General features: G+C 50.9%; 15 protein-coding genes and 2 pseudogenes. 11 read left to right on the top strand and 6 right to left on the bottom strand.

The window, feature by feature from the left end:
- The first annotated feature begins 3 nt into the window (after positions 1-3).
- The 10 genes and pseudogenes from livF (at position 4) to ugpQ (ending at position 7,667) form a co-directional block, all read left to right on the top strand.
- A complete protein-coding gene (gene livF / locus SK34_RS10185; protein ID WP_003827581.1) occupies positions 4-717 on the top strand; it encodes a high-affinity branched-chain amino acid ABC transporter ATP-binding protein LivF in 714 nt (237 codons plus the stop codon).
- A gap of 130 nt (positions 718-847) precedes the next feature.
- Positions 848-1,594, top strand: coding sequence for a membrane protein (locus SK34_RS10180; protein ID WP_048232957.1), 747 nt, complete (start codon positions 848-850; stop codon positions 1,592-1,594).
- Between the two features lie 103 nt (positions 1,595-1,697).
- A complete protein-coding gene (locus SK34_RS10175; RefSeq protein ID WP_048232952.1) occupies positions 1,698-1,979 on the top strand; it encodes a hypothetical protein in 282 nt (93 codons plus the stop codon).
- A 121-nt stretch (positions 1,980-2,100) separates the two neighbouring features.
- Positions 2,101-2,211: pseudogene (locus tag SK34_RS10170) on the top strand (type II toxin-antitoxin system Phd/YefM family antitoxin); the annotation flags it as partial.
- Positions 2,204-2,464, top strand: a pseudogene (locus SK34_RS10165) (type II toxin-antitoxin system death-on-curing family toxin); the annotation flags it as partial. The pseudogenes SK34_RS10170 and SK34_RS10165, both read left to right, overlap by 8 nt.
- 243 nt (positions 2,465-2,707) lie before the next feature.
- Complete coding sequence (ugpB, locus tag SK34_RS10160; protein WP_003837839.1) at positions 2,708-4,024, top strand: sn-glycerol-3-phosphate ABC transporter substrate-binding protein UgpB; 1,317 nt, start codon at positions 2,708-2,710, stop codon at positions 4,022-4,024.
- Positions 4,025-4,124: 100 nt separating this feature from the next.
- Positions 4,125-5,012 (top strand): sn-glycerol-3-phosphate ABC transporter permease UgpA, encoded by an 888-nt coding sequence (ugpA, locus tag SK34_RS10155; protein WP_048232950.1) that lies wholly within the window; start codon positions 4,125-4,127, stop codon positions 5,010-5,012.
- On the top strand, positions 5,009-5,854 hold the full coding sequence (gene ugpE / locus SK34_RS10150; protein WP_003837843.1) for a sn-glycerol-3-phosphate ABC transporter permease UgpE: 846 nt from the start codon (positions 5,009-5,011) through the stop codon (positions 5,852-5,854). The genes ugpA and ugpE overlap by 4 nt, the downstream gene beginning before the upstream one ends.
- Before the next feature lie 2 nt (positions 5,855-5,856).
- A complete protein-coding gene (locus SK34_RS10145) occupies positions 5,857-6,927 on the top strand; it encodes a sn-glycerol-3-phosphate import ATP-binding protein UgpC (RefSeq protein WP_048232948.1) in 1,071 nt (356 codons plus the stop codon).
- Positions 6,924-7,667 (top strand): glycerophosphodiester phosphodiesterase, encoded by a 744-nt coding sequence (gene ugpQ, locus SK34_RS10140; RefSeq protein ID WP_048232946.1) that lies wholly within the window; start codon positions 6,924-6,926, stop codon positions 7,665-7,667. Before SK34_RS10145 ends, ugpQ begins: the two co-directional genes overlap by 4 nt.
- Here ugpQ and SK34_RS10135 read toward each other — a convergent pair.
- Positions 7,664-8,104 carry a DUF2756 family protein gene (locus SK34_RS10135; protein ID WP_032937241.1) on the bottom strand — a complete coding sequence of 147 codons (441 nt, stop codon included), beginning with the start codon at positions 8,102-8,104 and terminating at the stop codon, positions 7,664-7,666. The two genes, ugpQ and SK34_RS10135, sit on opposite strands and share 4 nt — an antisense overlap.
- Before the next feature lie 118 nt (positions 8,105-8,222).
- Between SK34_RS10135 and ggt the strand changes: the two genes are divergently transcribed.
- Positions 8,223-9,968 (top strand): gamma-glutamyltransferase, encoded by a 1,746-nt coding sequence (gene ggt / locus SK34_RS10130; RefSeq protein ID WP_044713907.1) that lies wholly within the window; start codon positions 8,223-8,225, stop codon positions 9,966-9,968.
- A gap of 61 nt (positions 9,969-10,029) precedes the next feature.
- Here ggt and SK34_RS10125 read toward each other — a convergent pair whose 3' ends face one another.
- The 5 genes from SK34_RS10125 to SK34_RS10105 all read right to left on the bottom strand — a co-directional run bounded on the left by SK34_RS10125 (position 10,030) and on the right by SK34_RS10105 (position 13,276).
- Positions 10,030-10,266 (bottom strand): hypothetical protein, encoded by a 237-nt coding sequence (locus SK34_RS10125; RefSeq protein ID WP_048232944.1) that lies wholly within the window; start codon positions 10,264-10,266, stop codon positions 10,030-10,032.
- Between the two features lie 22 nt (positions 10,267-10,288).
- Complete coding sequence (locus SK34_RS10120; protein WP_048232943.1) at positions 10,289-10,567, bottom strand: YrhB domain-containing protein; 279 nt, start codon at positions 10,565-10,567, stop codon at positions 10,289-10,291.
- A gap of 40 nt (positions 10,568-10,607) precedes the next feature.
- Positions 10,608-10,865 carry a hypothetical protein gene (locus SK34_RS10115; protein WP_048232941.1) on the bottom strand — a complete coding sequence of 86 codons (258 nt, stop codon included), beginning with the start codon at positions 10,863-10,865 and terminating at the stop codon, positions 10,608-10,610.
- Between the two features lies 1 nt (position 10,866).
- On the bottom strand, positions 10,867-12,120 hold the full coding sequence (gene tssD / locus SK34_RS10110) for a type VI secretion system tube protein TssD (protein WP_048232939.1): 1,254 nt from the start codon (positions 12,118-12,120) through the stop codon (positions 10,867-10,869).
- A gap of 271 nt (positions 12,121-12,391) precedes the next feature.
- On the bottom strand, positions 12,392-13,276 hold the full coding sequence (locus SK34_RS10105; RefSeq protein ID WP_032937247.1) for a hypothetical protein: 885 nt from the start codon (positions 13,274-13,276) through the stop codon (positions 12,392-12,394).
- Between the last annotated feature and the right edge of the window lie 41 nt (positions 13,277-13,317).

Below are 13,317 nucleotides of genomic sequence, written 5' to 3'. Positions count from 1 at the left end.
AATATGGATAAGGCGATGTTATCGTTCGACAAAGTCAACGCCCACTACGGCAAGATACAGGCGCTGCATGACGTCAGCTTGTATATCAACCAGGGTGAAATCGTTACTCTGATTGGTGCCAACGGCGCGGGAAAAACCACGCTGCTCGGCACATTGTGTGGCGACCCGCGAGCGACCAGCGGGCGAATCGTCTTTGATGGTAAAGACATTACCGACTGGCAGACGGCGAAAATCATGCGCGAAGCGGTAGCGATTGTGCCGGAAGGGCGTCGCGTGTTTTCCCGTATGACGGTGGAAGAGAACCTGGCGATGGGAGGTTTCTTTGCCGAGAAAGACCAGTTTCAGGAACGCATCAAGTGGGTGTATGACCTGTTTCCTCGCCTGCATGAGCGTCGTATTCAACGTGCGGGAACGATGTCCGGCGGTGAACAGCAGATGCTAGCGATAGGCCGTGCGCTGATGAGCCAGCCGAGGCTGCTACTGCTTGATGAACCATCGCTGGGTCTGGCGCCGATTATCATCCAGCAGATCTTTAACACCATTGAGCAACTGCGCGAGCAGGGGATGACCATTTTCCTTGTCGAACAGAACGCTAACCAGGCGCTGAAGCTCGCCGATCGCGGCTACGTGCTGGAAAACGGTCATGTGGTGCTGGAAGACACTGGCGATGCGCTACTGGCTAACGAAGCGGTGCGCAGTGCGTATCTTGGCGGTTAATTCTTTAATGGCCCGGTAACAACAAGTTACCGGGTCTTCGATAAAGTGAGTCTGGATACAGACTTGCTTCACCCTAAAAGGAGGTTTAAATACCCGTCAGGGAATTTTATTACAGGGAAAGGTAACACCGATGCATTTTGCCATTGCAGCCATGCTTCAACTGCTTTGTTGTGTTCATGCCTATCGTTCCGGGCAAGAACGATACTGGATTTTCATCATCCTCTGCTTCCCGGTTCTGGGATGTGTCGTTTATTTTTTGATGGTCATGTTGCCTGAAACGGGAACCAACCGTCATAGCCGATTGCTGCTGGTGCGGTTACTGGACAAATTTAATCCTGACCGCTATTTGCGAAAACTCACCGAAGAGTTAGCCATTGCCGAAACGAACCAAAACCATTACGCGCTGGCCAATGAACTGGCGCTATTAGGTCGTTATCATGAAGCTATCCCGCATTACCGTGAAGCGCTGAGTGGCATCTTTACTCATGAAGCGCCGATGATGCTGAGCCTTGCTAAGGCTGAATTTGCAACGCAGGAGTTTGCCGTCTGCCAACAAACGCTGGAAGACCTGATTCACTTTAATCCTGATTTTCAATCTGCTGACGGGCATCTGCTTTTTGCCCGTGCCCTTGCCGCGCAGGAAAAATATGATGCTGCGGAGAAAGAGTTTGAAGTCCTGGTCGAGTATTTCCCCGGCCCGGAAGCGCGTATTCACTATGCCGATATGTTGGCTAACGCAAATCGTATACGTGAAGCGAACGATCAGTATGTGACAGTGATTAACGTCGCCAAACGCTCGCGACCGCAATATCGTAAATTTCACCGGCAGTGGATCCAAACGGCAAACGAAAAGCTCAAGCAGAGTACTGTTCGCTGATCTTTATGACAGGTACAGTCATATAAAACTCTGCCTTCTGTTTGTTTGTGCATGTTATTATTGATAATAGTTATCAATAATAACGGCAAAGCAAGGAGAACGGATGATGCGCACTGTCGCCTGCATGGTGATTGGGAGTGCTTTACTGGCGCTCTCTTTCCACTCTGATGCCTCAACAGCGCAAAATTTTGACCCGCGCGACCCCTCTGTCTGGGAAGAGAAAACCGCCACCCCATCAGCACAATCCAGTTCACCCTGCGAAGTGTTCACCACCTCTGTCTGTCCGGGTTGGGAAGATGAGAAATCGGATATCCAGCGTGAACGTGAGCGGCGGGAGCAGCAGCGTTTACAGAATGAGTACGAACGACGCTGGCGCAGAGATTAAGTCTATCCAGAGATAATGAGATCGTACGTCAGGCAACGTATCCACGATTATACGCTCTGACTGATGCTTCTTTTTTATACGCTTCATTTGTACAATTAAGATGTACAAATGAGGAGGTTTTATGCGCACTATGAACTATAGCGAAGCTCGACAAAACCTGGCGGAAGTGCTGGAGAGCGCTGTCACCGGTGTGCCTGTTACCATTACGCGCCGTGGTCATAAACCTGATGTATCGGGTATTGAATCAAATCGAATGTGAAGGTGTGACTGACGTGTGGCGACTGGTGGCAATGCATTTGTTGGCCATTTCCCGTGGGCATATCTTTAATGATGGTAACAAACGTACTGCGTTATTTATTCCGTTGCTGTTTTTAAAACGTAATGGGATCGCATTATCTGCAAACCCTGATTTTGTCGCCATGACGGTTGAAGCGGCAGCAGGACAACTCAAGTTAGAACAAATTGCGCATCGTCTGCGCCATTAATGCATCATCTCGATATCTGAACCGCTATTAGACCGGGTAAGGCATACCGCTACCCGGCTTTGTTGTGCACCACCCCGCATTTTCCTGTCACTACGCTTTCACCGCCTTGCCATCTGTTTGTCGCCTTACTATCTTTTTTTTGTAATAAAAAAGTTATTTTTCTGTCATTCGAGCATGTCATGTTACCCCCGCGAGCATAAAACGCGTGATATCGCGCATCCGGCACAACAAGAGAGATAACCGATGATATCGTTACGACATACAGCTTTAGGACTGGCACTTAGCCTGGCGTTTGCAGGTCAGGCACTGGCGGTCACCACCATCCCATTCTGGCACTCAATGGAAGGCGAACTGGGTAAAGAAGTTGATTCTCTGGCGCAACGTTTTAATGCCGCCAATCCCGACTACAAAATTGTTCCGCAGTACAAAGGCAACTACGAGCAGAGCCTGAGTGCAGGAATTGCTGCTTTCCGTACCGGAAACGCGCCTGCGCTGCTACAGGTTTATGAAGTGGGTACGGCAACGATGATGGCTTCGAAAGCCATTAAACCGGTCTATGAAGTATTCAAAGAGGCTGGTATTAACTTCGATGAGTCTCAGTTCGTACCGACGGTTTCCGGTTATTACACCGACTCTAAAAGCGGACATTTGCTTTCTCAACCGTTTAACAGCTCCACTCCGGTGCTGTACTACAACAAAGATGCCTTTAAAAAAGCTGGTTTAGACCCTGAGCAGCCGCCGAAAACCTGGCAGGACCTGGCGGAGTACACCGCGAAGCTGAAAGCGGCAGGCATGAAGTGCGGTTACGCCAGCGGCTGGCAGGGATGGATTCAGATTGAAAACTTCAGCGCCTGGAACGGTCTGCCGGTCGCTACCAAAAACAACGGTTTTGACGGTACTGACGCAGTGCTGGAGTTCAATAAACCGGAACAGGTAAAACATATCGCTCTGCTGGAAGAGCTGAACAAAAAAGGCGATTTCAGCTACTTCGGGCGTAAGGACGAATCCACTGAGAAGTTCTATAACGGGGATTGTGCCATTACCACCGCCTCTTCCGGTTCGCTGGCTGATATCCGCCATTACGCGAAATTCAACTATGGTGTCGGAATGATGCCGTACGATGCCGATGTGAAGGGCGCGCCGCAGAACGCAATTATCGGTGGGGCCAGTCTTTGGGTGATGCAGGGCAAAGACAAAGCCACCTACGAAGGCGTGGCGAAGTTCCTCAACTTCCTGGCGAAGCCTGAAATTGCTGCTGAATGGCACCAGAAGACCGGCTATCTGCCGATCACCACAGCTGCCTACGACCTGACCCGTGAGCAGGGCTTCTATGATAAGAACCCTGGGGCTGATATCGCCACCCGCCAGATGCTGAACAAGCCGCCGTTGCCGTTCACCAAAGGGCTGCGTCTGGGCAACATGCCGCAGATCCGTACCATTGTGGATGAAGAGCTGGAAAGCGTCTGGACCGGGAAGAAAACCCCGCAGCAGGCGCTGGATGCCGCCGTTGAGCGTGGCAATCAGTTATTGCGCCGCTTTGAGCAATCGACCAAATCGTAATGTGAAATGCCGGGTGGCGGCTGCGCCTTACCCGGCCTACAAATGCGCGTAGGCCGGATAAGCGTAGCGCCATCCGGCGCTGTTCAGGAATCAAACTTCCATGTCTTCATCTCGTCCGGTGTTCCGTTCGCGCTGGCTTCCCTATTTACTGGTGGCTCCGCAGCTGGTTATCACCGTTATTTTCTTTATCTGGCCTGCCGGTGAAGCGCTGTGGTACTCGCTACAATCCGTTGATCCGTTTGGTCTTTCCAGCCAGTTTGTCGGACTGGAAAACTTTGTCGCGCTGTTTCATGACCCGTACTACCTCGACTCATTCTGGACCACCATTAAGTTCAGTACGTTAGTCACGGTAAGCGGTCTGCTGGTGTCGTTATTTTTTGCGGCGTTGGTGAATTACGTGGTGCGCGGCAGCCGTTTTTACCAAACGCTGATGCTGTTGCCTTACGCGGTTGCGCCCGCCGTTGCCGCCGTATTGTGGATCTTCCTGTTTAACCCAGGGCGCGGGCTGATTACCTATTTTCTCGGTGAGTTTGGCTATGACTGGAACCATGCGCAAAACAGTGGTCAGGCAATGTTCCTGGTGGTGTTCGCGTCGGTCTGGAAGCAGATTAGTTACAACTTCCTGTTCTTCTTTGCCGCACTGCAGTCTATTCCTCGCTCGCTGATCGAAGCCGCCGCGATTGACGGTGCGGGGCCGGTTCGCCGCTTCTTTAAACTGGCGCTGCCGCTTATTGCCCCGGTGAGCTTCTTCCTGCTGGTGGTGAATCTGGTGTATGCCTTCTTTGACACCTTCCCGGTGATTGATGCTGCCACTGCAGGCGGGCCGGTACAGGCGACCACGACGCTGATTTATAAGATCTATCGCGAAGGTTTTGTCGGGCTGGATCTGGCTTCTTCCGCTGCACAATCGGTGGTGCTGATGTTCCTGGTCATTATTTTGACGGTGGTGCAGTTCCGCTATGTGGAAAGTAAGGTGCGTTACCAATGATTGAGAACCGTCGTGGGCTGACAATATTCAGCCATGCCATGTTGATTATGGGGATCATGGTGATCCTGTTTCCGTTGTACGTCGCGTTTGTCGCGGCGACGCTGGACAACAAAGCGGTGTTTGAGACGCCGATGACACTGGTTCCCGGCTCGCAGCTGCTGGAAAACATGAAATACATCTGGGTCAACGGCGTGGGCGTCAACAGCGCGCCGTTCTGGCTGATGATGCTCAACAGTTTCATCATGGCGTTCAGCATTACGGTAGGGAAAATTACCGTCTCTATGCTCTCCGCATTCGCCATCGTCTGGTTTCGCTTTCCGCTGCGCAACCTGTTCTTCTGGATGATTTTTATCACCCTGATGCTACCGGTTGAGGTGCGTATTTTCCCGACGGTAGAAGTGATCGCCAATCTGAAGATGCTCGACAGCTATGCGGGTCTGACACTGCCGTTGATGGCATCTGCGACAGCGACTTTCCTGTTCCGTCAGTTCTTTATGACCCTGCCGGATGAACTGGTTGAGGCGGCGCGTATTGACGGCGCGTCACCAATGCGTTTTTTCCGCGATATCGTACTACCGTTGTCAAAAACCAATCTGGCGGCGCTGTTCGTTATTACCTTTATCTACGGCTGGAACCAGTATCTGTGGCCGTTGTTAATTATTACCGACGTCAATTTGGGCACTGCGGTGGCGGGTATCAAAGGCATGATTGCCACCGGTGAAGGCACAACGCAGTGGAACCAGGTAATGGCCGCCATGCTGCTGACGCTCATCCCTCCGGTAATCATCGTGTTAGCCATGCAGCGTGCCTTCGTACGTGGCCTGGTCGATAGTGAGAAATAAAAATGGCTGGTTTAAAACTACAGGCAGTAACCAAAAGCTGGGACGGCAAAACCCAGGTGATTAAACCGTTGACGCTGGACGTCGCGGACGGGGAATTTATTGTGATGGTTGGGCCATCCGGCTGCGGTAAGTCTACGCTGCTGCGGATGGTGGCCGGGCTTGAACGGGTAAGCGGCGGCGATATCTGGATTGATAATAAACGCGTCACCGAGATGGAGCCGAAGGATCGCGGCATTGCGATGGTCTTTCAAAACTATGCTCTCTACCCGCATATGAGCGTGGAAGAAAACATGGCCTGGGGGCTGAAAATCCGCGGGATGGGCAAGGAGCATATTGCTGAGCGGGTAAAAGAGGCGGCACGTATTCTCGAGCTGGGTGAGCTGCTCAAACGTCGTCCGCGCGAACTTTCCGGCGGCCAGCGCCAGCGCGTAGCGATGGGACGAGCGATTGTGCGTGACCCGGCGGTATTCTTGTTCGATGAGCCGCTTTCTAACCTTGATGCCAAGCTGCGCGTACAGATGCGTCTGGAGTTACAACATCTGCATCGCCGACTGAAAACCACCTCGCTGTACGTGACCCACGATCAGGTTGAAGCGATGACCCTCGCCCAACGGGTAATGGTAATGAACAAAGGTATTGCCGAGCAAATCGGTACCCCAGTTGAGGTGTATGAAAAACCCGCCAGCCGCTTTGTGGCGAGCTTTATCGGCAGCCCGGCGATGAATCTGCTCGATGGGCGCATCAGCGCTACGGGTACCCATTTTGAGCTGGAGGGCGGCATGATGTTACCCATTGGCAGAAGCGCTAGGGAGTGTATTGGGCGTAACATGACGCTGGGTATCCGCCCGGAGCATATTGCGCTAAGCTCGCAGGCCGAAGGCGGTGTGCCGCTGGTCGTCGACACGCTGGAAATGCTGGGTGCGGATAATCTGGCACATGGACGTTGGGGTGAGCAAAAGCTGGTGGTGCGACTGGCGCATCAGCATCGCCCGACGGCAGGCAGTACGCTGTGGCTGCATCTGCCAGAACATCATCTGCATCTTTTTGATGGCGAAACAGGACAACGCGTATGAATAACTGGCCTTACCCCCATATTGTCGCCCATCGCGGCGGCGGTAAGTTAGCCCCGGAAAACACCCTGGCGGCAATCGACATGGGGGCGCAATATGGGCATACCATGATCGAGTTTGACGCTAAATTGTCGAAAGACGGTGAGATCTTCTTACTGCATGACGACAACCTGGAACGCACCAGTAACGGCTGGGGCGTGGCTGGCGAATTGAACTGGCAGGATCTATTGCGCGTGGACGCCGGCGGCTGGTTTAGCGGTGAGTTTAAAGGCGAACCGTTGCCGCTGCTCTCGCAAGTTGCTGAGCGCTGTCGCCAGCACGGCATGATGGCAAATATTGAGATCAAACCCACCACCGGGACGGAGGCGCTCACCGGGAAGGTCGTGGCGCTGGCCGCACGTGAATTGTGGGCGGGAATGACGTCACCGCTGTTGTCATCCTTTGAAATTGATGCGCTAGAAGCGGCGCAGCAGGCGGTGCCTGAACTGCCGAGAGGTTTGCTGCTGGATGAATGGCGCGAGGACTGGCGTGAGCTGACCACGCGGCTTGGCTGCGTCTCTATTCATCTTAATCATAAGCTGCTGGATGAGGCGCGCGTGGATGCGCTGCGCGATGCTGGGCTACGTATTCTGGTTTATACCGTCAACCGACCCCAGCGCGCGGCAGAACTGCTGCGCTGGGGCGTAGACAGCATCTGTACCGATGCCATTGATACCATTGGTCCGGATTTCCAGCCCAGTTAAGGCCCAATCGTTTTTAACGGAACGTTAGGTTGCGGCGTGCTGGAGGGCTTCAGCATGTCGCCGTTCTTTTTCTCCGACAGCATATGTTGCTTATTCAGCGAGCTGTCCGGATTACGGGTTCCACTCAACATCCCTCCGTTGCTGTTAGGCAGCATTTGCTGCTGTCCAGAATTCAACTCGCCCGGCTGAGACTGCAGCACGCGCTGGGTGTTCGTGTTGATTTGGTTTTCCATATGCTGTTGCTGCATGCGCGTCTGCGTTTGCAACTGCTGGTTGAGCATCCCTTTCTGCTGAATCTGCTGTGATTGCATTTGGGTTTGCATACGCTGCTGACTCGGGATCTGATAACCGGGTTGATTCGGGTTATTCATGGTGTTGATGGGCTGTGCAAAGCCTGCAAACGGCAAGAGCATGGCTAAAAGTAAGAGTCGTTTCATCGCTTTTCTCCTCTCGGGGATCATTTAAGTTTACTCCTTTCTCGCCGTTACGATGATTATTTCAGAGTTATGCACCAGGCTTAGTGGGGGCCGACCCCCGTACATCTGGAGAATAACGATGATAAAACCGACGTTTTTACGCCGGGTAGCCATTGCTGCTCTGCTCTCAGGAAGTTGTTTTAGCGTGGCTGCCGCGCCGGCTGCGCCACCACCAGTATCCTACGGTGTCGAGGAAGATGTGTTCCATCCCGTTCGTGCGCAACAGGGGATGGTGGCTTCCGTAGATGCTTTAGCCACCCAGGTTGGGGTGGATATTCTGAAACAGGGCGGGAATGCCGTTGATGCCGCTGTAGCCGTTGGCTACGCGCTGGCGGTGACGCATCCGCAGGCAGGCAATCTGGGCGGCGGCGGGTTTATGCTGCTGCGTACCAAAGACGGTAACACCACGGCGATCGATTTTCGTGAAATGGCTCCCGCTGGCGCGACCCGCGACATGTTCCTCGATGAACAGGGCAACGCCGATGCGAAAAAGTCGCTAACCTCACATCTGGCATCCGGTACGCCGGGTACCGTGGCGGGTTTCTCGCTGGCGCTGGAGAAATACGGCACGATGCCGCTGAACAAAGTCGTGCGCCCGGCAATGAAGCTAGCGGAAGAAGGCTTTGTGGTTAACGACGCGCTGGCTGACGATCTGAAAACCTATGGCAGCGAAGTGCTCCCTAATCACGAGAACAGCAAAGCCATTTTCTGGAAAGACGGCGAGCCGCTGAAAAAGGGCGACAAGCTGGTGCAAACGAACCTGGCGAAAAGCCTGGAGATGATTGCCGAGAACGGTCCGGATGCGTTTTATAAAGGGGCAATTGCCGATCAGATTGCGGAGGAAATGCAGAAAAACGGCGGGTTGATGACCAAAGAGGATTTAGCCAGCTATAAAGCCGTGGAGCGTACGCCGATTAGCGGCGACTATCGCGGATATCAGGTCTTCTCCATGCCACCGCCGTCCTCTGGCGGTATTCACATCGTACAGATCCTCAATATTCTCGAAAACTTCGATATGAAGAAGTACGGGTTTGGCAGCGCTGATGCCATGCAGGTAATGGCTGAAGCGGAGAAATATGCCTACGCCGACCGCTCGGAGTATCTGGGCGACCCGGATTTTGTGAAAGTACCGTGGCAGGCGCTGACCAATAAAGCCTATGCCAAATCGCTTGCCGATCAAATTGATATCAACAAGGCTAAGCCTTCCAGCCAGATCAAACCTGGCAAGCTCGCGCCGTATGAAAGTAACCAAACCACCCACTTCTCGGTGGTGGATAAAGACGGCAATGCCGTGGCGGTGACGTATACACTGAACACCACCTTCGGCACCGGGATTGTGGCGGGTAACACCGGCATTCTGCTTAATAACGAAATGGACGATTTCTCCGCCAAACCGGGCGTGCCGAACGTTTACGGGCTGGTGGGCGGCGATGCTAACGCGGTTGGGCCGAAGAAGCGTCCGCTGTCGTCCATGTCGCCGACCATCGTGGTAAAAGACGGGAAAACCTGGCTGGTGACCGGTAGCCCTGGTGGCAGCCGAATTATCACCACCGTGCTGCAAATGGTAGTGAACAGCGTTGATTTTGGAATGAACGTTGCCGAAGCGACCAACGCGCCGCGCTTCCATCATCAGTGGTTGCCCGATGAACTGCGCGTCGAGAAAGGTTTTAGCCCGGACACCATTAAGCTGCTGGAGCAGAAAGGGCAGAAAGTCGCGCTGAAGGAAGCGATGGGCAGTACGCAGAGCATTATGGTTGGACCGGATGGCGCACTGTATGGCGCATCTGACCCGCGTTCCGTGGATGATTTAACGGCGGGATACTGATTTGAGAGGCCCTCTTCGGTGGAAGAGGGCTTGCTGTTTCTGCGCTGAGCCTCGATCAGAGTTATTTTTTCAGTAGCTTGTATCCTTGCTCTGAAACGCGGTAGTAAGGCATGGATTTATGTCCGCTATCTTCAATATTTACCAATCCCTCACTGGCCAATTTATTGACAATATTAACAACATTGCTGAAACCAGGTATTCCTTTAAAGGACAGTGCGCGATCCAGATTCATCCAGTTCCAGTTAATATCTTTTTCAGCCATAACTTTCAGTACGTTAAGTTCTGTTTCAGTTATCATGGTTTATCGCGTCCGAGTAAGCTTAGCTTCGTGTTGTTTTGCTCGTTTCGTAGTCTTTTAAATATTTCTCCAGCGGCCAGGCAGTACCTAAATCAACGATTTCACCGCTATCTTTATCGATGATGAAAGGCACATTTCCTGCCAGGCGGGAAGCGTTGTCTCCGGTTTCGAGGTATTCCCTCGATTCGAAGCAAAAAAACCAACCTTCTGCAAACCGTCCGTGGAGTGTGATGACGACGGAAGCATCCGCCTCGCTAAGGTACGTATTAGCTTTGTTTATGGCTTCTTCATAAGTAAACATAGAAATCTTCCTGGCGGTACGAAGCTTTATCGTTGACCTATTACTCTTTTCGCTCAAGCCCAATATATTCAACAAAACCCTCTCCAGAGTAAACATTCATTCTTACTCTGAGAATATCTATTGCATCTTTTGCAAGTTCTTTAGGTATGAATAAAACAAAAACTCTGTCATCGCCATCAATAATTGTTCCTAATGCCAATTGCGAAAATATATCGTCTGGCAATATATAATCACCTAATGTGTCTCTGCTTATTTTTTTTGCTTTTTGCTCTAAAACGTCTAACGGTATTTTTTTCATTCTATGGTCTCCATTCAGGGCTAATTAAATCGCCATCAGGTGAAAAGTTAAATCTGCGTCCATAAGGGTCAGATATAGAACTCTTACTATTCAAATTGTGATCCCTAAATATCTTTAAAATCGCTCTATCACCAAGAGACGATCTTAATGTCCCATCTGGATGAACATGGCTGGACCATCGCCAGCCTTTAGCTGCAAGCTCTTCAGCTTCGACAGCACCTATCGGTACTCCGGTTGCATTTCCGCGAATAATCAATCTTCTACCACCTGTTGTGAACATTGCAAACTCGTCGCCTGTAGCAGCACTAAGTGCCGCTAAATCATTCTGCCCAAAGTCTTTGGTTACAATAATTCTTGAGCCCACTTTGGGCAATTGTGTCAGAGTTTTTATTTGTGCAACACTCAAGTCCTCCACACCGGCGGCAATCGCGCGATAATTCTGCCTTGTTGTCGCAATGGTAGTAGCATCAATGCTATCTGGAACTGATAGTGGCTTCCTGACTTTTACCTGTCCGAGCTTTTCCACTTCCGAAGCTAATCCTAACCGACCCATTCCAAAAACAGATGCGATTGATGCTAAGGCTATTATGGTTCCTTTTGTTTGATCGTTCATAACCTGCTCGTAACCCGCAGGCGCATCGCCTCCCAGCTTCTCCGCCGTTTCCCTAAAGCCGTCGATATTCCCGTTGTAGATCCCTCCGGCGGCAAGCAGTCTGCCAATCCCTTTGCTGTTTAACGTTTTGAGGCCGTTGTTTGCGGGAGTTTTTGGAGGGGGGATAAACAGGCGGTTGTAATTCTCGGGAAACACCAGGTAACTGAACTCAGTGTTGGCAATAAGATGTTTGCAGAGGATATATTCATAGCTGATGGTTATTGTTTCTGTATCTAAACTATTTTCACTGAACTGCTGCTGAATACCGGATAAGAATGCTCCTCGTAGTTGAATATAATAATATTTCTCCCATCTACCGAATCTATTGATGCGGTAGAAATAAAACTCCATATACAATTGCTCGTTGTTGTTAATCGCATTAACAAACAACGGCGTGCTTTTATCGATCAGCTTACAAAAGCGTAGCCCGTGCAACTGAGAGCCTTTGCCAGTACTGGTTATACTATTAGCGAGCGAAAAGGCAAAGATTTCGTCCTCGTGTCCGATTTGCCAGCGATTACCCACAGATGCAAGGGTTCCACATCCGGCAGAAATAACGCCTTGTTGCTGCCCTGAAACCATCAGATAGACGATATCACTCATGACATCCTTATCCTTTATTACGTGTTATTGTAAAACGGAGGTTTTTATTCTTCCATTTTTAATTACGCTTTTTGATGGTGTTCGTATATAGCAGAAACAAAACGTTTCATTTTAAGTGGGTTTTGTTGAGGATAATCTGAATATAAATAATGTGTGGGGCAAGTGTTTGTATATTTAATAACTGTGAATTATTAATTGAATATGTGTTGATATTTTTTATTCCATATTGATGGCCTACAGCCTTCTGAACGTTGCAGGTCTTATTAGTTCCTTAAGGAACATACTGTTGCAGTGATTCAGACCAGTGAAATATTTGGCTGCTTTTATCCTGCAGGTTCACGACCTCTAAATCATAAAATCCCTGCGTCTTTGCCGACCGCAATTTCAGGATGTACTTACTCTCGCTGATGTCGTGCTGCCTTGTGCCGTCTTTATTCCAGTCTCCGGCGATATCCGAATAGTAATAAACAAGGTCAGAAAACACGTTGATTATCTTGCTGTCTTTGATGGTGTAGAGTTCCAGCACTTCATAAAACGCCCCGCCGCCGGAGTAGGCATCGGAGTAGCCACCGCGCACCCCGAACGCCAGAGTATCGGGAGCGATCCGGTACGGTGCCAGATCCAATTTTGTATAATAAGCCAGCGGTCTGACGGACTCATCATCGCTCTCTTTCTCGGCAGCTTTATTCCACGCTGAGATCTGGTTTAATGGTTTTTCCGAGCGGGCAATCGGCTGCAGCTGTTGGTTCTGCCAGGAGAAAACGCCGAGATATAATTTATTGGCGCGTCCGTTGTTGTAGTTTTCCGGACAGGTGTTATCCGCATACTTTTTTGCCTGCCCGGCATCGGCCTGATTGTCAGCAAAACAGGCAATGCCAATATATTTACCCTCTTTTCCCCAGGCTTTGGCGCCGGTGAGGATCAGATTATTAGGATTTTCGTTCGGCGCAACCCAGCCAATCCACTGGTTCTCTGATAATCCCTGTGGAAGTTCACCAAATCCTTTCGCAGGTGTTGCCCCTGCCATTTGCTCAGCAAAAATCTGTTTACCTTCAGTATGTTGAATAACGCCGGGTACGGCATCGAGATTTTGTACGGTAGTGGCAAAAGCTGGGGAGAGCGAGGCCAGTAAAACCAGGGGAACAAACTTTTTCACTATTGCGTCCTTTCAATAAGCAGGGCGATAAGACTCGCCCT

The sequence above is a fragment of the Citrobacter sp. MGH104 genome, assembly GCF_001034485.1.
GTDB classification, from domain to species: Bacteria; Pseudomonadota; Gammaproteobacteria; order Enterobacterales; family Enterobacteriaceae; genus Citrobacter; species Citrobacter freundii.
This window is presented reverse-complemented; position numbering and strand designations above follow the sequence as displayed.